At 44.6% G+C, this 23,401-nt stretch carries 34 protein-coding genes and 1 pseudogene; 30 read left to right on the top strand and 5 right to left on the bottom strand.

Features of this window, described 5'->3' with window-relative positions; genetic code table 11:
* Positions 1–21: 21 nt before the first annotated feature.
* Genes TW84_RS08185 through TW84_RS08175 form a run of 3 tightly spaced genes read left to right on the top strand, consistent with a single transcriptional unit; the run spans position 22 to position 3,261 of the window.
* Positions 22–843, top strand: a complete 822-nt coding sequence (locus TW84_RS08185; RefSeq protein WP_045975168.1) for a C45 family peptidase — start codon at positions 22–24, stop codon at positions 841–843.
* Between the two features lie 55 nt (positions 844–898).
* Positions 899–2,497: an asparaginase domain-containing protein gene (locus TW84_RS23725; RefSeq protein ID WP_052707897.1), complete on the top strand. Its 1,599-nt coding sequence runs from the start codon at positions 899–901 to the stop codon at positions 2,495–2,497.
* Entirely contained in the window at positions 2,494–3,261 is a 768-nt protein-coding gene (locus TW84_RS08175; protein WP_045975167.1) for a hypothetical protein, read from the top strand. Before TW84_RS23725 ends, TW84_RS08175 begins: the two co-directional genes overlap by 4 nt.
* A gap of 104 nt (positions 3,262–3,365) precedes the next feature.
* Here the strand turns inward: TW84_RS08175 and TW84_RS08170 are convergent, their stop codons facing one another.
* Positions 3,366–4,271: a LysR family transcriptional regulator gene (locus TW84_RS08170; protein ID WP_240478155.1), complete on the bottom strand. Its 906-nt coding sequence runs from the start codon at positions 4,269–4,271 to the stop codon at positions 3,366–3,368.
* A 104-nt stretch (positions 4,272–4,375) separates the two neighbouring features.
* Here TW84_RS08170 and accD point away from each other — a divergent pair, with 104 nt between their 5' ends.
* A complete protein-coding gene (gene accD, locus TW84_RS08165; RefSeq protein ID WP_045975165.1) occupies positions 4,376–5,254 on the top strand; it encodes an acetyl-CoA carboxylase, carboxyltransferase subunit beta in 879 nt (292 codons plus the stop codon).
* Between the two features lie 256 nt (positions 5,255–5,510).
* On the opposite strand, the gene TW84_RS08160 is transcribed toward accD, so the two are convergent.
* Positions 5,511–6,146 carry a glutathione S-transferase family protein gene (locus tag TW84_RS08160; protein WP_045975164.1) on the bottom strand — a complete coding sequence of 212 codons (636 nt, stop codon included), beginning with the start codon at positions 6,144–6,146 and terminating at the stop codon, positions 5,511–5,513.
* Between the two features lie 102 nt (positions 6,147–6,248).
* Here TW84_RS08160 and TW84_RS08155 point away from each other — a divergent pair, with 102 nt between their 5' ends.
* Positions 6,249–7,136, top strand: a complete 888-nt coding sequence (locus TW84_RS08155; RefSeq protein ID WP_240478154.1) for a LysR family transcriptional regulator — start codon at positions 6,249–6,251, stop codon at positions 7,134–7,136.
* A gap of 129 nt (positions 7,137–7,265) precedes the next feature.
* Here TW84_RS08155 and TW84_RS08150 read toward each other — a convergent pair whose 3' ends face one another.
* A complete protein-coding gene (locus TW84_RS08150) occupies positions 7,266–8,180 on the bottom strand; it encodes a bile acid:sodium symporter family protein (RefSeq protein ID WP_045975163.1) in 915 nt (304 codons plus the stop codon).
* 177 nt (positions 8,181–8,357) lie between these two features.
* On the opposite strand from TW84_RS08150, the gene TW84_RS08145 reads away from it, so the two are divergent.
* From TW84_RS08145 to TW84_RS08135, 3 genes are all read left to right on the top strand, one after another.
* Positions 8,358–8,579 (top strand): VF530 family protein, encoded by a 222-nt coding sequence (locus TW84_RS08145; protein ID WP_045975162.1) that lies wholly within the window; start codon positions 8,358–8,360, stop codon positions 8,577–8,579.
* Between the two features lie 215 nt (positions 8,580–8,794).
* A complete protein-coding gene (locus tag TW84_RS08140; RefSeq protein ID WP_045975161.1) occupies positions 8,795–9,202 on the top strand; it encodes a GNAT family N-acetyltransferase in 408 nt (135 codons plus the stop codon).
* Between the two features lie 109 nt (positions 9,203–9,311).
* On the top strand, positions 9,312–9,647 hold the full coding sequence (locus TW84_RS08135; protein WP_045975160.1) for a zinc ribbon domain-containing protein YjdM: 336 nt from the start codon (positions 9,312–9,314) through the stop codon (positions 9,645–9,647).
* A gap of 61 nt (positions 9,648–9,708) precedes the next feature.
* On the opposite strand, the gene TW84_RS08130 is transcribed toward TW84_RS08135, so the two are convergent.
* Positions 9,709–10,161, bottom strand: a complete 453-nt coding sequence (locus tag TW84_RS08130; RefSeq protein ID WP_045975159.1) for a DUF417 family protein — start codon at positions 10,159–10,161, stop codon at positions 9,709–9,711.
* A gap of 190 nt (positions 10,162–10,351) precedes the next feature.
* On the opposite strand from TW84_RS08130, the gene TW84_RS08125 reads away from it, so the two are divergent.
* The 9 genes and pseudogenes from TW84_RS08125 to TW84_RS08085 all read left to right on the top strand — a co-directional run bounded on the left by TW84_RS08125 (position 10,352) and on the right by TW84_RS08085 (position 15,952).
* Positions 10,352–10,777, top strand: coding sequence for a hypothetical protein (locus TW84_RS08125; protein ID WP_045975158.1), 426 nt, complete (start codon positions 10,352–10,354; stop codon positions 10,775–10,777).
* Positions 10,778–10,849: 72 nt separating this feature from the next.
* Positions 10,850–11,278 carry a GNAT family N-acetyltransferase gene (locus TW84_RS08120; RefSeq protein WP_240478153.1) on the top strand — a complete coding sequence of 143 codons (429 nt, stop codon included), beginning with the start codon at positions 10,850–10,852 and terminating at the stop codon, positions 11,276–11,278.
* A 237-nt stretch (positions 11,279–11,515) separates the two neighbouring features.
* Positions 11,516–12,355, top strand: coding sequence for a hypothetical protein (locus tag TW84_RS08115; RefSeq protein WP_045975209.1), 840 nt, complete (start codon positions 11,516–11,518; stop codon positions 12,353–12,355).
* 152 nt (positions 12,356–12,507) lie between these two features.
* Positions 12,508–12,849 carry a GFA family protein gene (locus tag TW84_RS08110; RefSeq protein WP_045975157.1) on the top strand — a complete coding sequence of 114 codons (342 nt, stop codon included), beginning with the start codon at positions 12,508–12,510 and terminating at the stop codon, positions 12,847–12,849.
* A gap of 22 nt (positions 12,850–12,871) precedes the next feature.
* Positions 12,872–13,084, top strand: coding sequence for a hypothetical protein (locus TW84_RS08105; protein ID WP_045975208.1), 213 nt, complete (start codon positions 12,872–12,874; stop codon positions 13,082–13,084).
* A gap of 503 nt (positions 13,085–13,587) precedes the next feature.
* Complete coding sequence (locus TW84_RS08095; protein ID WP_045975155.1) at positions 13,588–14,100, top strand: lipocalin family protein; 513 nt, start codon at positions 13,588–13,590, stop codon at positions 14,098–14,100.
* Positions 14,101–14,102: 2 nt separating this feature from the next.
* Positions 14,103–14,525, top strand: coding sequence for a VOC family protein (locus tag TW84_RS08090; protein ID WP_045975154.1), 423 nt, complete (start codon positions 14,103–14,105; stop codon positions 14,523–14,525).
* Between the two features lie 91 nt (positions 14,526–14,616).
* A pseudogene (locus tag TW84_RS25035) lies at positions 14,617–14,875 on the top strand (pyridoxamine 5'-phosphate oxidase family protein); the annotation flags it as partial.
* Between the two features lie 48 nt (positions 14,876–14,923).
* Entirely contained in the window at positions 14,924–15,952 is a 1,029-nt protein-coding gene (locus tag TW84_RS08085; RefSeq protein WP_045975153.1) for a S66 family peptidase, read from the top strand.
* Positions 15,953–16,006: 54 nt separating this feature from the next.
* Here the strand turns inward: TW84_RS08085 and TW84_RS08080 are convergent, their stop codons facing one another.
* Complete coding sequence (locus TW84_RS08080) at positions 16,007–16,528, bottom strand: DUF2058 domain-containing protein (protein ID WP_045975152.1); 522 nt, start codon at positions 16,526–16,528, stop codon at positions 16,007–16,009.
* A 172-nt stretch (positions 16,529–16,700) separates the two neighbouring features.
* Between TW84_RS08080 and TW84_RS08075 the strand changes: the two genes are divergently transcribed.
* From TW84_RS08075 to TW84_RS08015, 13 genes are all read left to right on the top strand, one after another.
* Entirely contained in the window at positions 16,701–17,087 is a 387-nt protein-coding gene (locus TW84_RS08075) for a nuclear transport factor 2 family protein (protein ID WP_045975151.1), read from the top strand.
* Between the two features lie 98 nt (positions 17,088–17,185).
* A complete protein-coding gene (locus TW84_RS08070) occupies positions 17,186–17,710 on the top strand; it encodes a GNAT family N-acetyltransferase (RefSeq protein WP_045975150.1) in 525 nt (174 codons plus the stop codon).
* The gene (locus tag TW84_RS08065; RefSeq protein ID WP_045975149.1) at positions 17,707–18,201 is read left to right on the top strand and encodes a GNAT family N-acetyltransferase; all 495 of its coding nucleotides are present in this window, start codon (positions 17,707–17,709) and stop codon (positions 18,199–18,201) included. Before TW84_RS08070 ends, TW84_RS08065 begins: the two co-directional genes overlap by 4 nt.
* Before the next feature lie 2 nt (positions 18,202–18,203).
* The gene (locus tag TW84_RS08060) at positions 18,204–18,686 is read left to right on the top strand and encodes a GNAT family N-acetyltransferase (protein WP_045975148.1); all 483 of its coding nucleotides are present in this window, start codon (positions 18,204–18,206) and stop codon (positions 18,684–18,686) included.
* A gap of 9 nt (positions 18,687–18,695) precedes the next feature.
* The gene (locus TW84_RS08055) at positions 18,696–19,172 is read left to right on the top strand and encodes a GNAT family N-acetyltransferase (RefSeq protein ID WP_045975147.1); all 477 of its coding nucleotides are present in this window, start codon (positions 18,696–18,698) and stop codon (positions 19,170–19,172) included.
* An 18-nt stretch (positions 19,173–19,190) separates the two neighbouring features.
* Positions 19,191–19,754 (top strand): DUF6817 domain-containing protein, encoded by a 564-nt coding sequence (locus tag TW84_RS08050; RefSeq protein WP_045975146.1) that lies wholly within the window; start codon positions 19,191–19,193, stop codon positions 19,752–19,754.
* A 23-nt stretch (positions 19,755–19,777) separates the two neighbouring features.
* Complete coding sequence (locus TW84_RS08045) at positions 19,778–20,179, top strand: putative signal transducing protein (RefSeq protein WP_045975145.1); 402 nt, start codon at positions 19,778–19,780, stop codon at positions 20,177–20,179.
* 24 nt (positions 20,180–20,203) lie between these two features.
* Positions 20,204–20,722: a flavodoxin family protein gene (locus tag TW84_RS08040; protein ID WP_045975144.1), complete on the top strand. Its 519-nt coding sequence runs from the start codon at positions 20,204–20,206 to the stop codon at positions 20,720–20,722.
* A 156-nt stretch (positions 20,723–20,878) separates the two neighbouring features.
* Complete coding sequence (locus tag TW84_RS08035) at positions 20,879–21,301, top strand: DUF6232 family protein (protein WP_045975143.1); 423 nt, start codon at positions 20,879–20,881, stop codon at positions 21,299–21,301.
* 72 nt (positions 21,302–21,373) lie between these two features.
* Complete coding sequence (locus tag TW84_RS08030) at positions 21,374–21,838, top strand: GNAT family N-acetyltransferase (protein WP_045975142.1); 465 nt, start codon at positions 21,374–21,376, stop codon at positions 21,836–21,838.
* A 9-nt stretch (positions 21,839–21,847) separates the two neighbouring features.
* Positions 21,848–22,402, top strand: coding sequence for a GNAT family N-acetyltransferase (locus TW84_RS08025; protein ID WP_045975141.1), 555 nt, complete (start codon positions 21,848–21,850; stop codon positions 22,400–22,402).
* The gene (locus TW84_RS08020) at positions 22,374–23,165 is read left to right on the top strand and encodes a nucleotidyltransferase domain-containing protein (protein WP_240478152.1); all 792 of its coding nucleotides are present in this window, start codon (positions 22,374–22,376) and stop codon (positions 23,163–23,165) included. The genes TW84_RS08025 and TW84_RS08020 overlap by 29 nt, the downstream gene beginning before the upstream one ends.
* A gap of 1 nt (position 23,166) precedes the next feature.
* Entirely contained in the window at positions 23,167–23,391 is a 225-nt protein-coding gene (locus TW84_RS08015; RefSeq protein WP_045975140.1) for a hypothetical protein, read from the top strand.
* Positions 23,392–23,401 lie beyond the last annotated feature (10 nt).

The raw sequence follows: 23,401 nt of genomic DNA, 5'->3' as shown, positions 1-23,401 counted from the left end.
GTCCAAGAAAGGAGTCTCATTATGTGTACCATAGGGGCCGTTTTTGACGGCAATCAACTGGTTACCTTTAAACAGTGCGATCTCATTCCAGTGACGCACTTTCACCAACCACAAGTGCGACCTGGTCAAAACGGAGTGGAATCTTACATCGCCATGACACGCGATGGCAGTGAAGGGATTTGGGCTGGATCAAACGATGCAGGCGTTAGCTTTGTGGCCGCAGATTCTTACACTACCACTGCGGCTAACTATTCCACCAATCAAGGAGAAGTACAGGCACTTTTTGAAGCCTACGAAGCCACAATACGCGACTATACCAATGCCACCGAGGCTGCAATGCATCTGACGCAGTTTTATTTATCCATGGGGAGGGCCACGCCGTTTCCTGCGCCGGATATCGCACTGATCACTGGTTGGGCCGACGATACTCACACGCGAAAAGTAGCAATTTTCATTGAATACATGCCTAACCCCTTCAACCAGCGGCCCGTGCGTACCATTTGTCGTGACGAAGGTTTTTTCGTGTCAACCAACCACTTTCGATTGCAACCTGACTCCGTCCATTATCCAGCCAATCACAGCACCTATTTACGTCTGAATCGAGCTGAATCGATGCTTCAGCTCTCGCCGAATCAGACTGGAGTCGAGCAGTTGTTGTCTGACCAATACTATGGTCAAACCGAACTCTCTATCTGTCGAGAAACTGAGTTCATTGGCAGCGAATTTTTCACTCAAGCCACTGCCGTGTTCTCCCTTGACAGGGGACGACCTAGGTGTCGATATCAGGTCAATGGAAATCCTCGAATTCAGCCATTGCAGTCCTTTCAGGAGACGCCACTATGACCAAATTAGACATTATCGTTGAACCCAGTGCATGCGTGGTCAATAAGGAGCAACTATGAATATTGGTATCATTAACACTGGCGGCACCATCAGTTGTGTCGGTGAACCACTTGCACCAATGAGCGCGTCGGCCTTTGCTCAAGCCTGCAATGTATGGGTCGATCCTGTCATTCGGGCCGAATTTCCAGAGATCCAACTCCACTATTTAGTCGATGTCGCGTTTCCAGGTTCATCGACTCACACGCTAGACAGCACTAACCTGCAGCCGAGCGATTGGTGCATTATGGCTGAAGCCATTTTGGCACATTATGAGGAAATGGATGGGTTTGTGGTCTTGCATGGAACAGACAGTATGGACTTTTCCGGCGCGGCGCTGAGCTTTTTACTTAATGGCCTGAACGAACGAGGTGTCGGGGTGGCGGTATTGAGCAAGCCTGTGATCGTCACTGGTTCACAAGTGCCGCTGTTTCATCAAACTGATGGCATGCCTTGCCAGCTTAATTTCAACACCGACGCATATCAGAACTTGTGCGGTGCGATTGCAGCAGCGCGGACGGGAATTGCAGAAGTGGGGGTTTATTTTCAAAATCGGCTGTATCGTGGTAACCGAGTACTCAAAACAAACGCCAGTGAGTTTAATGCCTTTGAATCGCCCAATTATCCGTACTTGGCAGAAGCGGGGGTGGCCTTTACCATTGAGAATCAACGGTGTTTGCCAGGCCCTGTCAATCACGCTGTCAGTCTTGACAACCCTTCGGTTCGCGATAGCCTACGTGCGCAAATTAATGATCTAAGTGTACAGATGAACACCAGCTTGGTGAGCCAGCTTAATGCGTTCCCCGCGCCTTATCGAATCGCTCCACCTCAAGCTTTTTTGGCTCAAATCGTTGACGCGTTGGTCTCGGCAGGAACGCGAGGAATCATTCTCGAATCCTATGGTGAAGGGAACTTTCCCTCAGGTTGTCCAGATGAACCATCCAAAGGGGCGATCTATCAGGCCTTAGCTGCTGCGCATCAACAAGGTGTAATACTCGTCGACGCCAGTCAGGTGATTGCTGGAACTGTCAATAATAGTGCTTATGCAGCCGGAGCCTGGTTGCCTCAGGTCGGGGTTGTTTCATCTGCAGATATGACGCCGATGGCTGGCTTGGTCAAGTTAACCGTGCTGTTGGCGTTGGAGAAACTGCATGGCTGGCCTGAAGGGACTGTCAATCGTCTGTTTCAGACCAATTGGGCGGGAGAAATGCAAAACACAAACCGCCTCGACAGCCGAGTTAATCCGAGTCTGCTACCCGGGGAACACCTGATGACGTTTGATGGCATGGCTAGTTTGTACAATGATCCTAATCATGGACCTCGCCTGGTTCGCAACAGTGACAACGAACTCCTGTGGCAATTACCAGAACCTCTACCGACAGAAGCGTTGCCTGGTACTTTGACGATGCAAAATGACGGCAACCTGGTGTTTTACAGTCGAGATCAGGTCCCCTTGTGGGCCAGCCAGACTGGCCATTCCAGCGGCGCAGCCTCTTGGTTAGAGCTGAGCGACTCTTCGTCCACTCCGCAACTGACAAAAATCAAGCTGACCGTTTATAACTATGCGGACCAACAGGTGTCCGTGCAACTTTATCCTTCTGAAAGGAGTCACCCATGACACGAATCAAGTACAGCGGACGCATCACACCCAATTGTCCTTACCACGGTTCTTTGCTGCTGACACAAGGGCGCATTGTTGCACCGACTACCATTATGCCGCCTAACGCAGAGTGGGGTCCTGTTGCTCAATATGGCCCGACAGTATTTGGCCGTTCTACTGCGTATGATCCTGCGCGTAATTGTGATGGCAATTTCATGTCGTATAAGAACCAGCCCAATAACAATTGCTATGCCTACGGCACCAACATTGCCTCGAATTCATTTCCACAGCCGGGGCGCGCTAGTGCAGGGTCGACGCCATGGTCCACGGCGATGACGGCAGATATTGTTACGCGCAATGCGGAACTCGATGGTTTAGTAGCCTTGCCACATCAAACTCTTGACGATTTATTCGACGACCCTAAGTATCGACAAGGAGTGGATGGGCATTTTGTCGCGTTAGTATTTTCGCCACCGGAATCTGGCTTCCAGGGTGATCCTCAAGCACAGTGGGGTGGGGATTATCACTGGGTCCGTGCTGATTTAGTGGACTATGAGCGTCGTGTTATCCACTGGTCACAGAAAGATGGAGGGGATCAGGTCACCAACTTTGACTTTGCTGGCCAACCCATTACTGATCCGACTCATGCGTGCTGGACGGTCAACCTTGGACCTGTATCGGGACTCGATGCTAGTCGACCTGATGATCTACACGATGTGATCGTGACGTATGAGTTTCATACTTTTATGTGGGTTCCCGCACATGGCGTGACGATTTTGTGAGTTAACTTGCGGCGTCCTATTAAGGGCGCCTATTTCGTTGATTCTCTTCCACTTACCCTTTTCTTTGTTCATTTCTGAAACGCCCCTTTGGTATCTTGTACAGACTAAAGCTGTTTGTGAACCGTAGATTGACTTTGTAAATGTTTAATAAATATGGGTATTTTCTTCGCGAGATGCTTTCGTGAGGCATAAAAGGCGTATAGCACCAAATCCGCTGGAGGGTACTCCATGTCTATTTGAACCAAAGTGCCTGCGTTTAATTCCTGCTGGCAGAACTCGATGGGTAGTAAGGAAGCTCCCAGTCCTGCAAGAGCGCCTGTTTTGGCGAGGTGGCCGCTATTGACCTTGAACGTCGAGTGCACTTTCTGCGTGATTAATTCACCGGTGGCATTCTCAAATACCCAAGGGCTACCATTTAACGCAGTATAGGTCGTGATGCAGGGTACGCGGCTTAAGTCGGTGGTATGAAACGGCGCTGGGTATCGTTCAAGCCATGCCGGAGAAGCCACCACGACACTTTTCCACCGGATGATTTCTTTTGCCACCCAGTTGCAGTCTGTTAGCTTCCCGCGTTGAAAGCTGATGACAATATCGAAGCCATCCAGAAGGTCATCTTTGGGGCTTATGCTGGTGTCGCAGCACAAAGAAATGGAGGGGTGTTGATGGCAGAATGAGACAACGGCCTCAGACAATGCGGGCGAATCGGGCATGAGCACTTTTAGTTGCCCTTGCACTTGCTGAGAATATTGGGTCACTTCTTCAAGTGCGTCATTGAGTTTGTTCAAAAGAGGCTGGGTTCGCACATAAAGGTGTTCCCCTGCGTCTGTTGGACTGACACGCCGTGTTGTTCTATGAAACAACCGAGTGTCTAAGCACTCTTCCAGCAAAGCGATGTGGCGACTGATGTTGGAAGAAGGCAACCCTAGCAATTCAGCCGCCCGTTTGAAACTGTTGTTTTCGTAAACGCAGTGAAAGCTGTTGAGCCATTGTTGGTCGATTTTATCTAGCACTATTAATCCCATAATGTTGGATTATTAAATCAATAAAGCCCACTTTATTATCAATAATTGGCTTATACAATGGTTGATTTATGAGTTATTGGAAAAAGGTTCCCATGGGTTGGTTAGAAAACCTCTTTGATAGAAAAAACAAAATTAGTACTCGTCGAACATTAATTCCAGAGGGCGTCTGGACTAAATGCTCCTCTTGTGACCAAATTCTCTACCGACCAGCGTTGCAAGAAAATTTGGGTGTGTGTCCTAAGTGTGATCATCACATGAGAATCAAAGCGCGGTGTCGGTTGGACAGCTTTTTAGACAAAGAACCTCGAGTGGAACTCGCGCAAGACTTGGAACCGCAAGACTTGTTGAACTTCAAGGACTTGAGACACTACAAAGATCGTATCGCTCAGGCACAGAAAGCCACGGGTGAAACGGATGCCCTAGTGGTCATCAAAGGTGCATTGTTTGGGATGCCGGTGGTTGCGTGCGCTTTCGAGTTTTCATTTATGGCAGGGTCTATGGGTGCAGTGGTTGGTGCTCGATTTGTCAAAGCAGTAGAAGCCGCAATTGATGCCAATTGCGGCTTAGTGTGTTTTTCGGCTTGTGGCGGCGCGCGGATGCAAGAATCATTGATGTCGCTAATGCAGATGTCTAAGACCAGCGCAGCGCTTAACCGACTGTCGAGCCATGGGTTGCCCTATGTTTCGGTGCTCACTGATCAAACATTTGGTGGTGTCTCTGCCAGCATAGCGATGCTTGGGGATATCAATATTGGTGAGCCTAAAGCTATCATTGGTTTTGCTGGTCGTCGGGTCATCGAGCAGACCGTGCGTGAACAACTACCCGAAAACTTCCAATGCAGTGAGTTTTTGTTGGAGCATGGGGCGATCGATATGATTGTTGATCGTCGTCAGATGCGTCAGCGAGTCAGTGGATTGATCGCGAAAATGACTAACACTACTTTGCCTGTCGAACCGCCAACCGCGGCATAAAACGATGAAAGAGTTTTCGTGGGTTGAATCGTCACCCACGAACGCTCTCCCCGCTCGCGTTATGTGTGACCAGCAAAGTAGAAGAGTTCTTGTTAAGCAACTAAAAGGGATTCTCTGCTCATCGTTGATATTGGCTGGTTGATGGCATCAAATCGCCTTTGCTGATTGGAATGGTCAACCCTGATTGTGCGAGTAGTGGTATTGGCGTTGCCCATTAGTCCGTGACAATAGAGTGAGTTGAATATTTTTTGCTGGTTTAATGAGCCTCGTTGATGGCTTGGTTTAGCCCCACCTTGGATAAGGTCATGGGAATAAAGCGCGGTAAAGCTTCGACCCGTTTAAGCCAAGTGCTAAGCCTCGGGTAGCCTGTTAGGTCTAGGCCAGCTTCAGGTGCGAGCTTGGTATAACTGTAAATCGCCAGATCGGCCAGAGTGGGGGTTAGGCCTACCAGCCACTGCCGGTCAGATAAGTAGTTATCCAGCTGCGTCAGCAAGGTAATCCCCTCTTGCTTGAGCGTATCACCCTCGATTGGGCGGTGAAACATATTGGCGGCGCGCAGCTTGGCTAAGGAGCCTGCTAGCCTATGGGCTGCTAGGGACAGAAACTGCTCAATGTGGGCGCGGTCGACTGGCGAGGGTGGCAGCCATTGCTGTTTGACATCGTAAACGCTGGCCAAATAGACCAATATCGCGTTGGAATCCGCAATGACCGTCTTGCCATCAACCAGTACCGGTACTTGACCAAAGGGATTTAGAGCTAAAAATTCTGGTTGCCGATGTTCGCCAGCAGGCAGATCAACCTTAACGAGTTTAAAGTCTAAATTGAGTAGACCCAGAAGCAGGTGAGCGCGGTGGGCGTGACCAGAAAGAGGATGCCAATAAAGTGTGATCATATCGAATGTCCTAATCATAAAGTTTGCTCTATTTAAGAACACCTTGCGCCCTAGAAAAACCGTATTATCATAGAATGATATTTTCCAATATGTTGATAATTAATGGATACTATTGATGGTATGAGAACAGTTGTGGCGGTAATTGAAACGGGTTCTTTTACTGCTGCCGCCGAGCGCTTGGGTTTATCTAAATCCTTAACGTCTAAGTATGTTAATCAAGTTGAAGCGCAGCTTGGAGTGACTTTGTTCCATCGCACTACTCGTAAACTGTCTGTTAGCTCTCCGGGCATGCAATACTATCACCAAGCACAGCAACTATTGTCCCAATTTGATCAGCTATACAGCCAGATCCATTCCCATAAAAAAAACGCGTCTGGGTTACTTCGTGTGACAGCGTCACAAGGATTTGCTGAAGAGCTGCTTAGCCCTCTCATTCCGGACTTTCACGCACAATTTCCCGAGATTCAGATTGACATCTTGGTGACCAATAAAAAAGTGGATTTGGTTGAGCAGGCCATTGACATTGCCTTTCGCGCAAGTGACCTTGAAGATTCTGGTTGGCATTACCGCCCGATCATGTCTCTACAAAGCACCGTGTACGTGGCGCCGGAACTCGCTCATTTATATGCTGACAGGCCAGAAGCCCTACCGTGTCTGATCGATAGTAACCTGCACCCAACTGCGCGATGGCCCATTGCGGACACATCGGAAACTACCCAGCGCAGTCGGATGGTCAATGCTGTTTTCAAAAGCAACAGCCCCAGGCTCATCCGTCAATTAACCTTATCGGCAATGGGGGCCAGCTACTTGCCTGATATCCTAGCTGAACCCTATGTCCAGCGAGGAGAATTGCAAAAACTTAAGGGAGACTTTGCTGCGATGACGTTTCCATTGACAGCCTTGTACCGAGGCGGTCAGTACCAACCTGAACGAGTTAAGGTCTTTTTGGACTTTGTCGCAAAGCAATTTGAGCTTTCCCCTTCGGTTTGAGTGCGCCAAGATAAAGGAGTGTGTTCCTCAACCCGCCTGTTGGAGCCCAAGAAGTCATGTGATTTTAATGATTTGGCACTGATTACTAGCAACGTCATTGGATATAGATTCAGCGATGCACACCTAGAGTTAGGGTGTATCTGAGCTTCTAGACCAGTAATAAGCCAGTATCGATCCTGACAGGTTATGCCATATTGAGAAGATAGCAGCGGGTAGTGCAGAGAGTGGAGAAAAAAACTTCAGTGCTAATGCTGTCGCCAGACCCGAGTTTTGCAAACCTACTTCGATCGCAATGGTTTTACAGGTCGTGTGATCAAACTTAAGTAATTTGCAGACTGAGTAACCCAACAAAAGTCCCAGTCCGTTGTGCAGCACCACTGCTAGTGCCACCCATGTGCCGATATCAGCAATGTGCTTGTGGTTGAGCGCCACAATGATAGAAATAGCCATCACAATCGCAAACATAGAAATTAAGGGAAGGACGGGCGTAATTTGGGCTATTTTGTTGCGGAAAAAATGATTCAGAAAAATGCCAGCACTGACGGGGACAATGACGATTTTTATCAAGCTAAGGATCATCTGCGAGACAGGAACGTCAACATTAACGCCCAGTGTTGCATCGACTAAAAATGGTGTCATAACGACCCCAAGTAGGGTGGAAAGAGCGGTCATTGTTATCGATAAAGCTACATTGCCTTTGGCAAGATAACAAATGACATTTGAAGCAGTGCCGCCCGCAACACTGCCCACCAGCACCATACCAATGGTAAGTGCTGTACTCATATCAAACGCCTTGGCAATCAATAGGGCGCTCAGCGGCATCACTGAAAACTGGAGAAGGAGACCGACAGCAACGGCCTTAGCGCTCGAGGTTAGGCGTTTAAAATCATCTAGAGATAGTGTTAGCCCCATCGATAGCATAATGAGCATCAGCAGAGGAACGATTTGGCTTTTCAATGGCGTAAAAATTGTCGGGTGCATATACGCGGCAACTGAGCCGAGGAGAGCGAAGATCGGAAAACCATTAATCAAGATTCTTAGCATAAGTGATTAAATTCATTGAGTTAAGATTTCTCGATGGTCTATTAAATGAATGGGTGTGTCTATAATTTTATCTGTTGCTCAGCAAAGCAGTCGAAATGGTTGGCGATTAAATCAATAAAGTGGACAGTACTCTGCTACAATCCCTGCCCCTTTATCTTAGAGTAGGCACTATTGCCAATGAGCCAAGAACAACCAAATAATCCATTGCATGGTTTAACCCTTGAAAAAATCCTCGTTCGTTTGCAGGAGCATTATGGTTGGCAAGGCCTTGATGCAGAAATTCCTATCAATTGTTTTTATAACAACCCTTCTATTAAATCTTCATTGAAATTCCTTCGACGCACTCAGTGGGCAAGAGACAAAGTAGAAACGCTGTATATAGAGACGTTCTGCCAATAAACGTAAACCTTAAAACGCGATTAAAATATGTTGAAGGCAAACCAGCTTACCGTATGTTAAGTAGTGAATCAGTGCTTCATTTATCTTCGTTTGGCGATTTTTTATTACCAGTCCACTATGCGGTTGGTTGATTATATTTTTGTTGAACAAATAACTGTTTGTTTATACAGTATTGGTGTATTCTCTCGCGAAATGATGAAAAGGAAAAGCTCGCCATGGATATTATATTTGAACACAAAACTCCGAGCCCTGAAGAATATTGCCAGATGCGTATCCTTGCTGGCCTTTCAGCAAAGTCGCTTCAAGCGGCTGAGCTTGGTTTGCCTAATACTCTTTACGGTGTGTCAGTTCGTGATGGTGAAAAGCTGATCGGTATGGGACGTGTAGTTGGTGACGGTGCATGTAATTTTGAAGTAGTGGATGTTGCGGTTGATCCCAGTTATCAAGGCATGGGTGTAGGCAGAAAAATCATGGAACATATTGACATATACCTTTCCTCTGTTGCTCTAGAGGGGTCATATGTATCAATGATCGCGGATGAACCAGAATTCTATGAGAAGCTGGGTTATCGCTTAGTTTCTCCTTCAAGCCAAGGTATGACAAAAAAGTTTAACCGTAACTGATTGTGTTTGAAAAAGGTTGATAGCTCGGTGCTGACTTGCTTGAAGTGCTCGCGTAGTCCACACCGACGAAGTATCATAACGAAAAATTATTTTAGAGAAATCGTTGAGTATGTCGTTTCCTCCATGCCCTAATTGCCAGTCCGAATATGTTTATCAAGACCAGAGTCATCTTATTTGCCCAGAATGCGCGTATGAATGGAACCCTGATGAGGTGCTTGAAACTGAAACTCCCAAGGTCAAAGACGCTAACGGCACACAGCTCGCAGAAGGGGATAAAGTCACTTTAGCAAAAGACCTTAAGGTTAAAGGAAGCTCTCTTATCCTCAAAATAGGCACTAAAGCTGTGATCAGGCGAATTGTAGACGGTAAAGATCATCAATTGGATTGCAAAGTGGATGGTGCTGGCGAAATGATGGTAACAGCACAATTTGTTAAGAAAGCTTAAAGATACCACTTAATTTAAGTGTTATTTCAAGGGCCCGCTGAAAAAGCGGGCCCTTGTTCGTTTATGTTTGAGCTATAGGTTTGTTGCGCTCGATGACGCTGATTGAAATCGCCAAAAACAGGATATCTTTCACTAAGAAGAAATTAGTCACAACAATACCATCGGATACTTTCCATGTATTTGGAGTGGTAACGAGAAAACTGAGTGTCGCTATGAAAATGAAAGCGGCCGCTATTCCAGATATATACGCGATGTTGGCATTTCTAATCCCGACGATCAGGCCAATGGCCACGATGATTTCAATCGTGCCGATTAAGTTTGAAACCGCTTGAACGGAAATGATGTCATAAAGCCAGCTCATCGCTGGGTGATTTACCACCAAAGGTTCGATTAACTTCGCTTCTGTCGGGGTAAACTTGTAAATACCAATCCAAGTTAAGACTAGCGCAACGCCAAAAACACCTAAATAGTAACCAATATTACCTTGTTTTAATTGTTTGTTTTTCACATGCATGATAGGACTCCAAAATAACAATGCGTGGATATGACCGACCATCTGTTGAGAAAATTTCGCAGAGCTAGCGTTCACTCTGTATCATGTTGAACAACAAGCTTTTCAACAATCCGTTACGATATTGTGATTTTCACTTGGCCATCTGTGTTTTAAGCTTCTTTTGAGCGTGAAGCATTCTTGGAGGTACAACGTGAAAAAAATGCTAACCGTAATAATGGTACTTGGTGCTCTGGTTGGATGTGATGAGGCTAGCAAAGCTATCGAACAGGCGCAGGACATTGCAAATAAAGCCGTAGGCGATATTCAGCAGCAAGTTGAGTCTTTCGACCTAGAGCAGTTGAATCTGGAACACCTTGGTGGTGCTGCACAAGCTGCACAGGTAATGGCGGCGTCTGTCGAACAAGCCTTGACCGTTGATTTCAGTAACCCTGAGGCATTGACTGATGTTGAAGAGCGTATTGCGAATGCGTATAGCTGTTTAGTGGCGTCTTCATCTGAGTCGACCGCGTCTGACTTAATGGATAAATTGATATCGTCAGTGACTAGTAATGATGCAGTATCCTTGATTGAAAGAGGCATTGAGCAAGCAGCAACAGCTCAGACATGTGTCATGTAAAAGCGCTGTACGATATAAGTTCAATCGAGAGATTATGTCTGTTTTATGTGCATAGCCGATAGGAGGGAACATTTGCCATATTCTATCTCAATTGAACCCTATCAGGACGCGTTTCGTCCCGCACTTCGCAAACTCTATCTTGAATCACGACAAGCCAGTTATATTTGGTTAGAAACCAGTGATTATGAATTGTCAGACTTCGACAAAGATGTTGAAGGTGAGCAAATCTGGGTCGCGATCATAGAGGAAAATATCGCGGGTTTCATTTCCCTATGGGAACCAGAAAACTTTATTCACCACCTCTACGTTTCACCAGCGTACATGCGCAAAGGTGTTGGTGGCCATCTAATACAACTGACTAAAAGCCGTTACCCGACACTCAGCTTAAAATATATGTCACTTAATAAATCAGCGTTAGACTTTTATTATTCTCAAGGATTTACTTGTCATTCAAAAGCCAAAGACGCCTCAGGGGAGTACTACCTTCTGACATTGGACTAATTGTTGAGCCCGTCTAGGTACCTTTTTAAAGTTAAGTCTCTTCTCAATTACGTGTTGACCTTTTCGGTCAGACAGATAATTTGAAACTAGGTCCAATAAATCAACATAACTATTTGTAGCAAAACGTTTATTTTCATATAAGTATCTCTTGCTAGGACTAACCACTTTTGGCTGTTTTTGCACAAAGTGGCTAGGAGTGAAGTCATGTTGGTGTTGATGTTTATTCACGGAGCAAAGATGAAGTTCGCTAGATATTGGGCAAAAAAAGAAGTCGAAAATGAGACGAGCATATTTTGGCAAAAGAAGCTGAGTGTTTGGGGCTCATCGAATGAGAGTCAAGAACAAGCGGCGATTAACGCTGAAAATCGACGGCATTTAATGACAGATTTTTTCTCAGGTCATCACGAGAGAGGGGATGACTACGAATATTGGACGGGGGTGATTAAGGAAGAGATCTTACTAGAGCGCCAGAACAAGGATGGTGAGCCCCTAGCGATCATCAGCCGTAACGGCTACGGGGCCGCTGTACTCAATACCAGCAACGTTGTCTTCGGAGATATTGATGTGTTTGCGCCAAGTTTTGTTGACCGGTTTTTGCAGCTGTTTGGCCGTGAGAAAAAGGACAAAAGTTACTATTTAGCGTTGATAGAGGCGTACCAAAAACACCATCCAGATCTTGCTTTCAGAGTCTACGAAACCCATTCCGGTCTTCGATTTATTCTGACAAACAAACTCTATGCACCGACGGATAAGTTTGTCGACACTCTGTTTAGTGACTTGAATGTAGACCCCTTGTACGTGCATTTGTGCAAAAAACAAGAGTGCTTTAGAGCAAGGCTGACGCCAAAGCCATGGAGAATTGGTATGCCTAGGCCAGCAAGCCGTTTTCCGCGCTCAGAGCAATCGAGTATCAACGAATTTCAACAATGGCTTGGGGAATACAATGCAGCTTCTGTGAAGGCAACCTCTGCGAAGTACATTGCCTCGTACGGGGAGCATAGGTCACATCAAGATGTACAAACTGTCATTGAAATACATGACCAGCATATTGCGCGAACAGACGTTGAACTGGCTTGATACCTTTAGATGCATTTTTATTTGCTTATGTAAGCAAAGGCTTTATGAGTTAAAAGTCGCGTATGGCGTTAGGGCCTGTAATCAATGTTGCTTGTATCGCATACCTTCATTGGAACAGCGCTTGTAGACACATCGAATTGGAGAAGCGAATTATGGAAGTCAGTTGTCATTGTGGAAATGTGAAGTTAGCTGTTCAGACAAAACCATCACAATTGGGGGAGTGCAATTGTTCAATCTGTCGTCGCTATGCTGCATTGTGGGCATACTACTCCCCTTCTGAGGTAGACATAATCTGTGTTGAAAACCCTACGGCTTTTTATATTTGGGGAGACAAATGTGTCGAGTTTCATCGTTGCGAACATTGTGGATGCCTGACCCACTATGTGACAACGCCTAAGTGTGATGAGCAGATTACGGCGATCAATATGCGTATGGCAGAAGGTGTTATACTCACAGACATTCCAATAAAAAAAATAGATGGTGCATCTTATTAAAGTCGTAGACAAAGGAAGTGAAATGGAATTTTCGATTCAACGGCTTCACACATCCGTAGGGACTTTTCGATTAAAAGGCAAGCTCATTAATGTTAAGAGTATTCAGGAAATAAGCTATGCGGAAGCTGAATTTATGGGTACTGACGGTTGGGTTGAGATAAATACACAATCTGAAGGCGGGTTGGCCATTTTAAATCAAATAAAATCCGAAGTTATTGAACATCTGATTGAGTGAAAGGTTGACGAAAAAATACAAAGTGTGATGACAACAGGATGTATTTCTCACAAAGGTTAGTAACATGTTATGTTATCTTGTGTTTTATAACTGAATGAGTTGCGTCATTGAAAAATAATCAATACATCAAGCACCCACATTTCTGTCAACAATGCCAATCACTTACCCCTCATATCCAACTAACACAAATGAACAGAGTCGATTCTAAGCTCGAGCAAACACAGTCATTAATTGGACATTGTATAGAGTTCCTGATGGGATTGTTGAGTAAAAGCGATGAGCACACCAACCGCTTTTTTATCGATGAAGAAGATCAGTTTCAGTGTGAGAAATGCGGAGCCCAATCTTGGCATTAAAGTCGATTTGAATAACGACGGAGGTTGTGCGCTCTTACTGGGATAAGGATAAGGCTGTTTTCATTGAACTTGTGACAGTTAAACTCAGTATATAATTTGGTTTATTTGCAGAGTTGGCTCATACGTTTTGGTTAGAGTGGAGGTAGTATGAAGAAAGCGGTTTTTGTATTTGCGGTGTTGCTTATCAGCGGTTGCTTGGGAATGCCCAGCGAGGTGAAACCTGTACAGAATTTTGACATTAATAGGTACATGGGGAATTGGTATGAGATTGCAAGGCTTGACCATTCGTTTGAGCGAGGGCTGAGTAAGGTAACCGCACAATATAGTCTGAAGGATGACGGGGGCGTTAAAGTCATCAACCGAGGCTTTAACGCACAACTCAATGAGTGGAAAGAAGCGCAAGGTAAAGCCTATTTCGTTCGAGATTCGGATCAAGGCTATCTGAAAGTGTCATTTTTCGGTCCGTTTTATGGTTCATATGTTGTTTTCGAACTTGAAAAAGATAACTACGATTATGCATTTGTGTCTGGGCCAGATAATGAATACTTGTGGCTATTAGCACGTTCAAGCACGGTAGAGCAAGCGGTTATCGATAAATTTATTTCTATGTCCAATGAGAGAGGGTTTGATACGAGCCGTCTTATTTTTGTAGAGCACTAGCGATGGCTGGACAGAGAAATAAAGGCGTTGAAATAGGGCAGGCTAGTTGGAGCCCAACTTGTGTTTTGATTCATGTACCTGACGTCGAACTAGGTTTGAAGTGGTATCAGCAAGCCTTTCCTATGTCTAAAGTGATATATTTGCCAGAGTTTGATTTCACAGTGCTTGATATCAACGGCTTTTCTCTGGAGGTGGTACAAGCGGATGAGAAGGTGTCTGCTGGTAAGTCAGGAACCGTTTTATACTGGGCGGTGGAAGACTTACACTGGGCACTTGTTCACTTCCAGTCACTTGGCGCGAAGCTCTATCGAGGCCCAATGGAGATAGACAAAGGGCTTTCCATGTGCCAAGTAGAAGACCCTTTTGGCAACTTAATCGGACTACGTGGAAAATTAGATCGAACGTCATCAGTGAAAGATCAGTAAATGCGCAAGATTAATTAGCTTTTAGCATTGTGTGGTGATGCCTATCAATGCTTGTTTCTTATATTCAATCGTTTTAATGTGTCTTATCTCTAGCCTATTCCCTGAAAGCGTGGCCGCTCGACAGGTATTCATCCTTGATATTAATATGCTTCAATCTTCCTGCGGTATGGCTGTACCGTATTTTACGTACGAAATGGACAGAAAAGATTTGGCAAAATGGTCCCAAAATCAGGGAACTTAGGGGATTGAAAAGTATTGGCTGAAGAATAACCAAAAGGGCATCGATGGTTTTTGAGTCGGAGAGCACCAGTCGCTCAGGTTTGAGTACAGTCTCTGATGAGCCTTTTTAGTTTGACCAATTTTGTTATATCTAATGGCAAGACAAAAAGAGGAATAATATGAAATACCCAGAGCCTCTACAGAAAGGGGATAAGATCGCCGTCACCGCTTTTTCTTCGGGCGTTCCTCCAGAGTGTCACCAACGTTTAGACCTCGTCTTGGATCACCTTCGAAGTCGCGGATATAGGGTTATCGAGGGTCATTGTCTAAGAGAAAACGAAAAGCATGTGAGTGCTACTCCATCCATGAGATCAGAAGAGTTGATGAAGTTCTTGTGCGATGATTCCATTTCGGCTGTTGTTCCTCCTTGGGGTGGTGAATTTGCGATGGACATTCTGCCTCTTCTCGATTTTGAAAAACTAAAGCAGGTTAAGCCAAAATGGGTATTTGGATTTTCTGATGTGAGTACTATCAGTTCTGTGCTTACCACGCAATTGGGTTGGTCGACGTTACATAGCTCCAATTTAATGGAGCTAAACCCACTTGAGACTGATGAGCTTACCGCAAGCACCTTAAATGTTATGACAACCAAATTCGGGGCTGAAATCACGCAGTTCTCTTCTGATCTCTATCAGGTTTCTGGTGAGTCTTTCGAAACTCATCCGAACTGCTGCGTAAATAAAACAGAGAGAACTCAGTGGAAAGCGGTGGGTGAGGTGGAAGAGTTGAGCTTCAGTGGGCGTCTGATAGGAGGCTGCTTTGATACTATGGTCCACCTGATTGGGACAGAATATCTCGATCTTGAGTGTTTTAAGCAATGCTATCCAAATGATGGTTTGATTCTGTATTTGGAAAATGCAGAGATGCCACCGACAGTGTTAAAGCGCGCTTTACAAGGGTTAAAATACCAAGGTGTATTTGAACAGGTTAGTGGACTGTTATTTGGAAGGAATGCGGTTTTAGATAATTGTGGAAAAGCAATAACTTCAAGTGAAGCTTTCCTTTCTGTTGCCAATGACTTAAAGGTCCCTGTTCTCTATGACGTTGATATAGGCCATCTACCGCCTAACTTGGCGCTCTTGAACGGTGCGCATGCAGAAGTTCATTTTAAGGACGGCAAAGGAAAAATAGTACAAACTCTGCGATAGATAGCTCGCAGAATGCTAGTCAAAAAGCCACTCGGTTGCCGAGTGGCGTTTTCTTTACCACATTAGGTCGTCTGGGACTACATAGTCTGCATATGGATCGTCTTCAGCTGGCACTTCTGATTCTGGCTCTTTGAGCTCAATAATGATCTGGTCATCACGCTGTGCAATTTTGTTTGCAACGACTCCGGGGATCACCGCATAACCATCTTCATGACGGGCAATAGCAAGAATACCTTTGATCAGTTGTTCGCGAATAATCGATTCAACGTAAAGGGATTTGACGAGTGTTCCATCGGTGAAGTTGTATTTAATATCTCCCTCTTTCTGATCGATTTTGTTCATCTCGATCAACTGCTTGATTTGCGACTGAATTTCTTTGTTCAGACGCTGCTCATTTTGTTGGTCGCTTAGCTCTTTATCACGCTCTTGCTGTTGACGTTTTTGTTCTTCAACTGCGGCTTTGACTTCACGAGCTTGTACGCGTGACTTTTTTGAACCTTTTTTGGCTTTCTTTAGTTTTTTTTCATTCACTAAACCAGCTTTGAGCATTTGTTCTTGAAGAGTGAGTTTTGCCATGGTGTATCCGTGTTGATAAATGTTTTATGCATTTTATAGGGACAGAGCCTGCAAATAAAGATATGTGAAGAATGTACATTAAGTTTTCTTTATTCATTGACGTGTTTCATATGGCAGCCTGGAGTGATATCTTCAGGCTACGGAAATATATGCAATGAGAGGTACTAGTCGGATGGAATTCCTGATTGAACAAGAAGTCTTGCTTCAACAATATGAAATTCGCCACAATGAATCTGAGGTGGTGCGTTTACTTCACCCTGATTTCGTTGAAGTGGGGCGCTCAGGTAAAAGCTTTGATCTGAAATCAATCCTAGAGATGATGAAGGGCGAGACACCATCAATAGGCAAGATACACTCACAATCGTTTGAGTGTGTTGCTCTTGAACCATCTGTCCAACTGCTTATGTATAAATCTGTCTGGATCGATGCCAATGGAAATGCAAGTTTGTTTACTAAACGTGCTTCAATTTGGGTTTTTACTGGTGAAAAATGGCAGTTAAAGTACCATCAAGGCACCCCTTGTGAGCCGTTTAGGATTGACGAGGTCCACACGAGTTAACGAGCATACGCTATGTACCCATCACAAACTGTTGCCCACTTGCACAAATGGATATGATGTAGAGTACTTGAATCAAATCTTATCAGGACTTAAGGAATATGTTGTACACGGAACGCTTGGTATTGAAACCTGTAGAAGAGATGGATGTTGATGTTTATAGGCGAGTATTAAGTTCAGATAGTTTAACTCAGTTCTTGCCAAAGGGCGCAGTCTATCCAGAACCAGAGATACTCCAGCATCACGCCAACAGGGTTGCGCATTGGCGAAAATATGGTTTTGGTTCCTACGTCATCTGTTGCAGAGAAAATCCAAATTGTAAGATGGGGTACGCAGGCGTTGAAGTATGTGAAAACCCAGAATTCAGTGATATCCGATACGCGCTATTGTCAGAATATCAGGGCAAAGGCTACGTTACGGAAGCATCGAAGGCAGTCATAGCAGCAACATTTAAACTTGGTAAGCACGAGAAAATCTATGGTGTATCTTTGGAAGCGAACAAACCTTCGGTCACCATTTTGAACAAAATAGGCATGCGGCGAGAGGTGGGTATCAGTCTATATGGCGAATGCGATGGTTTGGTGACTTTCTCGATTGATGCAGAGGCTCTGGAGATTCAGAAATGAAGATTAGAACTGCGCTTCGAAGGGATGTTCAAGCAATCACCGATATCTTCAACTATTACATTGCCCATACCAACGCTCGCTTCGAAGAAACGTCATTTACATTGGAAAACCGTCTAAATTGGTTTGAACAATTTTCACCTATCACTAAGCACCAATTATTGGTGGCCGAGCATCAAGGAAACATTGTTGGATTTGCCTGTTCGCAACCATACCGATCATCTGAGGCGTTTGCGGACACGGTAGAAGTGACAATATACCTTGTACCTGATGCGAAAGAACAAGGTACCGGCTCTGCATTATATCAAGCACTTATGAAGGCGTTAAAGCTGCAGGGTGTTCATCGTGCGCTATCTGGTATTGCTTTACCAAACGAAGCCTCAATTGCTTTGCATGAGAAGTTTGGCTTTCGAGAAGTGGGTGTTTTTGATTCCTATGCAAAGAAAAATGGAAGCTATATCAGCTCCGTTTGGTTGGAAAAATTATTCGGATAATTATGATTTCTATAGAAAAGTACAGTGCTGAAAAAGCACACCTTATACATGCATTAAGCGTTACATCTGAACAAGCTCAGTTTACCGTTGATAACATTGGCGAAATGATCCCCGAGCTGAAAGAAAGTGAACATCCCTACGTGATTATGAAAGGCGATCAGCCTGTCGGCTTCTTTCTTCTTGATATGGGTTATGCCGAGAAATACAGCTTTTGTCCTCAGCATGGTATTGGGATTAGAGCGTTATTGATTGATCGCCATTTACAGGGCCAAGGTATCGCCCGTGAAGCTCTTAAGTTGCTTCCTCAATATGTTGGAAAAGTCTATCCGCAAGTCAACGCGCTTTATCTGACGGTGAACTGTCGAAACGAGCCTGCCTATCGATGTTATTTGAGTAGTGGTTTCACTGATACAACTGAGTTGTACTTAGGCGGCCCTGTCGGGCCTCAGCATATCATGATGGCACCAGTTTATGGTGAAGGTTAAAAGATAAATATGGTTAAGCTAAGAGAAATGCGATCGGAAGAGTTTGCGGGTTTTTATCACTATGCTGCTGAAGCCTATGCGCAGGATATTGCCGAGAATCAAGGCCACGCTGCGGAAAAATCTCTTGAACTCGCTCATCATGCTTTGGAGCGTTGTTTTCCCGATGGGGTTGAAACCAAGAGCCAGTCACTATTGTGTATCGACTCTGAACAAGAGGGCGCCTCCGTGTTGGCTGGCTACTTATGGCATTGCGTTAATCAGCAAGAAGGATCGACATTTATCTACGACTTTTACGTTATCGAAGCTTTTCGAGGGAAAGGGATAGGTAGCAAAGCCATCGAGCTATTGGAAGCAAAAATGGAAAACGTCGGTATTAAACAGATTAAATTGCGCGTTGCTTTCAACAATGAGCGGGCCCGAAAGCTCTATGAAGAGTTGGGGTTTGTGGTCACTGGTTACAATATGTCTAAGGTGATTAATGGTTGAACTAATGGGAAATAAGTGATGAATACACATTTTGAACGCTTGAAATCTCTGGGAGCGGGTGACTTTCAGCATTTAAATGGTTCGCTCGCATCACACTTGATTGGAACAGAGTGCTTGCTGGCAAAATGGCAGGCGAGCGAAACGGTCAGGAATGCAGGCCTCTTCCATGCGGCATACGGCACCGCTGGATTTGATGAGAGTATGGTTTCACTGGCAATGCGAAGCGAAATCGCCGCAGTTATTGGCCAAGAAGCAGAAGATCTGGTTTATCTCTATTGCTCTTGCGACAGGGACTATGTGTTTCCGCAGTTTGATTCTAATTCGTTCATCCAGTTTCGTGACCGATTTACGGGCTCGGTATTCGAGATGACGGAAGAGCAGTTACACCAGTTTTGTGAGCTGACCGTTGCCAATGAACTTGAGTTGGTGTTAGCAAGCGAAGAGTTTAAGTTGAAATATGGCCAAGAGCTATGGAACCTATTTGAAGGTATGGAGGTCTATTTGAGTGAAAGTGCCAGAGTAGAGTACAAGTTGGCGTTAGCTGACTGTGACACGTCCGAAAAAATGGCATGCGAAGAGTGATGGTTTAGCGCAGGAGAGGTTGTATGGTAGTTGTAGCTCGTTTTTCTTTCCCTCATGAGGCTCATATTGCCAAAGCGAGCTTGGAAGTCGCTGGAATTGAAAGCAGTATCGCTGACGAACATACCGTTAACACCCAGTGGCTCTATTCAAATGCGATTGGCGGAGTTCGTTTAATGGTTCAGGAAGAGGATGCCGAGCAAGCGACCATTATCCTGAATACAGATTATTCTGACGCTTTATGCTCTGAAGAAAGTTCCACTTCACAAGATCATTGCCCTAACTGTGGTAGCCTAAAACTAGAGCCGTTTACCAAAGGTAAGCGACCCGCTTTTTTAGTCTTTATTCTTTTAGGCTTTCCGCTGTTTTTCTATAAACACGGTTATAAATGTAGCGATTGTGAACATTTCACCGAAAAAACGGCCTAGCTTACTAAACTAGAGGGAATTCTAATGAAGGTAGCAGTGGTCTTGGGTACGTCAAAAACAGATGGTAATACGCGTCACTTGGTGAATAAATTTGTTGAGATGACAAATGCTGCGGTGTTTGATTTAGCGGATTACCAACTCTCTTACTATGACTATCTACACGAAAATCGCAGCGATGATTTTATTCCTTTGATTCGCATGCTTACCACCTATGATCACATTGTGTTCGCTTCGCCTGTTTATTGGTATTCCATGTCGGCGCAACTGAAAGTGTTCTTCGATCGCTTGTCAGATCTGTTGACCATAGAAAAGCCACTTGGACGCCAGCTGAAAGGTACGGAAATATCTGTTATCTCGACTGGCTACAATCATGAATTACCAGATTGTTTTATTGAACCTTTTAAGCTTACTGCTCGCTACATGCAGCTTGATTTTAGAGGCTTTGCTTATCTTCCTGTAAGCGGTGAAGAAGATTTAGGCAGAGCTCGCGCCATCGCTGAATGGTTTAGTGAAAGTATTTGTCGAGAATCTTCTAATACCTGATTCAACTACCTTTCCCTCATCTATAACTGACCTTTGGCAAGCTAAGATAATTATTCTTGTTTTTCTCATTTGTTTGTTTTATAAAACCAATTAAATCCATAAGTAACTCCATGTATATCGTCGTTTCTGTACATTTTCATAACATGGAGAAAGGTGATGAGTAAAATCACTCAAAGTAAAAAGCTAGTGGATTGGTTCCGTTTTCGCACAACGGTAAGCGAACAAGACTTTATGCTGACTACCAATGAATTAGTGGTTAAGTCCGACGCTTATAAGTTGAGTAAAATCAAGCGTTTTGAGGTTCGTCGACTAGGCATCAAAGAAAATGTTGTCCGAGTATTGTCATTAGCATTGCTCTTGTCTGCTGCCACATGGGCATTTGTCCCTCAGTTTGGACTGTATACTTTAGCGTTAACCCTCGTTATGGCCTTTGTTACGTGGCGCAAGTATGAATTGCGTGCGGAGTTTAAAGGAACAGATGAAACGGGAGATCATTGGGTGTCGATTGTTCGTGGTTGTGATAAAGAGGAATACCACGTCTTAAAAGAAGTTGAAGCAAAGCTAAAGGCTGCTATTTAACGGGAAAGCTCGCTAATGATTAGCGAGCTTTTTTCATGTTATAACAAAGACCCGCAATCTAGGGAGAGCATTATGATTACTATCCGCCAATATCAGCCAGAAGATGCCAAAGCCCTTTGGGAGGTGTTTTTCTATACAGTCCGAAATATAAATCGCCAACATTACAGCCAAGAGCAGGTGCAAGCATGGGCGCCAGAAGAATGGGACATTGAAAGGTGGAAAAACAAAATGTCCCAAATTAACCCTTACATCGCTGAAATGAACGGTCAAGTCGCGGGGTATACCGATTTGCAAGATTCCGGATTAGTTGATCATTTCTTTTGTCATCACGCTTTCCAGGGTAAGGGCGTTGGTCGGGCGCTTATGGAGCATGTGCTAAAGGTTGCGAACGACAAGGGTATCAGCCGCCTCTACTCTGAGGTGAGCATTACTGCTCGTCCTTTCTATGAGCGGATGGGGTTTAAAGTAGTCAAAGAGCAACAGGTTGAGATGCGTGGTCAGGTACTGACCAATTTTGTCATGGAAAAGCACCTTTAGGGAAAGCAATTGTTTAGGCTAGAAACACCAAGACTTGTTCTCAGAGACATGTCGCTAGAAGATGAAGCCGCGTTTGTGGCGATATCTCAAGACGAAAAGTATCAACGTTTCTATGACGAAGCGGACAGCAAAGCAGAAAAATACCGTCAATTGACCAAATTGTTTATTCAACAGGCTGCTGAAATACCAAGAAGGAGTTACCAGCTTGCAATAGAGCATAAACAGCAAGGTATCTTTATTGGTACGGTATGCTTGAGATTGGAAGATGAGCATAATGCGTCAATGGGATGTGGAATAGCCCGTTCATTTCAGGGAAGTGGTTTGATTTATGAAGCCGCGACGGCTTTGGCAAATTATGGGTTTAGTGAGCTTAATATGCATCGGATATACGCCGAGACGATTAAGGAAAATCGTGCGGCTATTAAGCTTTGCTCTGACTTGGGCATGCGTAGAGAAGCGGTATTCAAACAGAACCGGTATTTTAAAGGGCGCTGGTGGAACACGGTAGTTATGGCAATGTTGCAACAAGAGTGGCATGACAAACTTGATGAAACCAATCAATAACGGGTTGGATGAGCAAGGTTACATTGTCAATCATTGTTCAGTCGCCTATATTCAGCCTGCGTTTAGGCCGTCAGTCGACCGTGTGGTTAGCTGCTTACGTGACACTTTTGCAGGCAAAATTCATAGCCTTTATTTATATGGGAGTGTCGCTAGGGGCACAGCAGTTGAGTTTGATTCAGATATAGACTTATCTATTGTTTTTACTAAGCCTTTGGATCTTGAAACCGAACGAAAACTTCAGGCTACCAAACTAAAATTAGAGCAAGAGTTAACGATTTTCAGCAAGATAGACTTCGATCCTGGCCATTTGGAAGCAATCCTTTCTCCAAATGAACTTCATCACTGGCAGTTTTGGTTAAAGCACTGCTGTTGTTGTGTGTCAGGTGATGATTTGTCCCTGAAATTCAGCCGACTAAAGCCTAACCGGAAAATCGGTTCTGCTCTCAACGGTGATCTCTCATCTTTCATTACTCAAGCATGTGATGAACTTAATGAGTCTAACCAAAAGTATATTGGTAGAATGTTGGCTAAGAAGATCCTCCGTAGCGCTTACACCTTGATCGCAGAAAAGGACAACAGTTGGCACGTAGAGATAAAGTGGTGTGTAAAAGCTGTATTGCGTCATTATTCGAAAGAATCACAGTGTGTTGAACTTGCGCTACGCATGATTGAAGGTCAACCCTATGGTATTGAGGATATTCAGCAATTGGCAAACGGGTGGGGTAGACGAGTCGCTTCCCAGTTTGAAGTTGAGGAGTACTAATATGGTATCTGACCTAGGTTTTTCCTTTGAAGAGAATCGGGCTGAACTGAGGATTTTGCGTAACGGTAAGATTGTTACCATATTGCGTGGAAAACAGGCATCTGATTTCGTTTCGAAGGTTAGTGTGCTGTCAAATCATGACCAACAGCAACTGATGGCGAGAGTTACTGGCAACTACAAACGGGGCAACGAAAGGCTAGCTAAAAAGCACCGTAAACACAGATGAGTTTAATAGT

The organism is Vibrio neptunius (assembly GCF_000967495.1).
In the GTDB taxonomy this organism is placed as follows: domain Bacteria; phylum Pseudomonadota; class Gammaproteobacteria; order Enterobacterales; family Vibrionaceae; genus Vibrio; species Vibrio neptunius.
The sequence above is the reverse complement of the archived record's forward strand: the minus strand, read 5'-3'. Positions and strand labels throughout refer to the sequence as shown.

Bases quoted from the DNA above. Each gene is read 5' to 3' on its own strand.
- TW84_RS08060 (WP_045975148.1), top strand. From the start codon at position 18,204: ATGATTTCTATAGAAAAGTACAGTGCTGAAAAAGCACACCTTATACAT.
- TW84_RS08020 (WP_240478152.1), top strand. From the start codon at position 22,374: ATGACAAACTTGATGAAACCAATCAATAACGGGTTGGATGAGCAAGGT.
- TW84_RS08040 (WP_045975144.1), top strand. From the start codon at position 20,204: ATGAAGGTAGCAGTGGTCTTGGGTACGTCAAAAACAGATGGTAATACG.
- TW84_RS08045 (WP_045975145.1), top strand. From the start codon at position 19,778: ATGGTAGTTGTAGCTCGTTTTTCTTTCCCTCATGAGGCTCATATTGCC.
- TW84_RS08140 (WP_045975161.1), top strand. From the start codon at position 8,795: ATGGATATTATATTTGAACACAAAACTCCGAGCCCTGAAGAATATTGC.
- TW84_RS08135 (WP_045975160.1), top strand. From the start codon at position 9,312: ATGTCGTTTCCTCCATGCCCTAATTGCCAGTCCGAATATGTTTATCAA.
- TW84_RS08090 (WP_045975154.1), top strand. From the start codon at position 14,103: ATGGCTGGACAGAGAAATAAAGGCGTTGAAATAGGGCAGGCTAGTTGG.
- TW84_RS08065 (WP_045975149.1), top strand. From the start codon at position 17,707: ATGAAGATTAGAACTGCGCTTCGAAGGGATGTTCAAGCAATCACCGAT.
- accD (WP_045975165.1), top strand. From the start codon at position 4,376: ATGGGTTGGTTAGAAAACCTCTTTGATAGAAAAAACAAAATTAGTACT.
- TW84_RS08015 (WP_045975140.1), top strand. From the start codon at position 23,167: ATGGTATCTGACCTAGGTTTTTCCTTTGAAGAGAATCGGGCTGAACTG.
- TW84_RS08095 (WP_045975155.1), top strand. From the start codon at position 13,588: ATGAAGAAAGCGGTTTTTGTATTTGCGGTGTTGCTTATCAGCGGTTGC.
- TW84_RS08185 (WP_045975168.1), top strand. From the start codon at position 22: ATGTGTACCATAGGGGCCGTTTTTGACGGCAATCAACTGGTTACCTTT.
- TW84_RS08085 (WP_045975153.1), top strand. From the start codon at position 14,924: ATGAAATACCCAGAGCCTCTACAGAAAGGGGATAAGATCGCCGTCACC.
- TW84_RS08070 (WP_045975150.1), top strand. From the start codon at position 17,186: ATGTTGTACACGGAACGCTTGGTATTGAAACCTGTAGAAGAGATGGAT.
- TW84_RS08050 (WP_045975146.1), top strand. From the start codon at position 19,191: ATGAATACACATTTTGAACGCTTGAAATCTCTGGGAGCGGGTGACTTT.
- TW84_RS08155 (WP_240478154.1), top strand. From the start codon at position 6,249: ATGGATACTATTGATGGTATGAGAACAGTTGTGGCGGTAATTGAAACG.
- TW84_RS08035 (WP_045975143.1), top strand. From the start codon at position 20,879: ATGAGTAAAATCACTCAAAGTAAAAAGCTAGTGGATTGGTTCCGTTTT.
- TW84_RS08175 (WP_045975167.1), top strand. From the start codon at position 2,494: ATGACACGAATCAAGTACAGCGGACGCATCACACCCAATTGTCCTTAC.
- TW84_RS08130 (WP_045975159.1), bottom strand. From the start codon at position 10,161: ATGCATGTGAAAAACAAACAATTAAAACAAGGTAATATTGGTTACTAT.
- TW84_RS23725 (WP_052707897.1), top strand. From the start codon at position 899: ATGAATATTGGTATCATTAACACTGGCGGCACCATCAGTTGTGTCGGT.
- TW84_RS08115 (WP_045975209.1), top strand. From the start codon at position 11,516: ATGAAGTTCGCTAGATATTGGGCAAAAAAAGAAGTCGAAAATGAGACG.
- TW84_RS08160 (WP_045975164.1), bottom strand. From the start codon at position 6,146: ATGATCACACTTTATTGGCATCCTCTTTCTGGTCACGCCCACCGCGCT.
- TW84_RS08055 (WP_045975147.1), top strand. From the start codon at position 18,696: ATGGTTAAGCTAAGAGAAATGCGATCGGAAGAGTTTGCGGGTTTTTAT.
- TW84_RS08150 (WP_045975163.1), bottom strand. From the start codon at position 8,180: ATGCTAAGAATCTTGATTAATGGTTTTCCGATCTTCGCTCTCCTCGGC.
- TW84_RS08105 (WP_045975208.1), top strand. From the start codon at position 12,872: ATGGAATTTTCGATTCAACGGCTTCACACATCCGTAGGGACTTTTCGA.
- TW84_RS08110 (WP_045975157.1), top strand. From the start codon at position 12,508: ATGGAAGTCAGTTGTCATTGTGGAAATGTGAAGTTAGCTGTTCAGACA.
- TW84_RS08030 (WP_045975142.1), top strand. From the start codon at position 21,374: ATGATTACTATCCGCCAATATCAGCCAGAAGATGCCAAAGCCCTTTGG.
- TW84_RS08080 (WP_045975152.1), bottom strand. From the start codon at position 16,528: ATGGCAAAACTCACTCTTCAAGAACAAATGCTCAAAGCTGGTTTAGTG.
- TW84_RS08075 (WP_045975151.1), top strand. From the start codon at position 16,701: ATGGAATTCCTGATTGAACAAGAAGTCTTGCTTCAACAATATGAAATT.
- TW84_RS08145 (WP_045975162.1), top strand. From the start codon at position 8,358: ATGAGCCAAGAACAACCAAATAATCCATTGCATGGTTTAACCCTTGAA.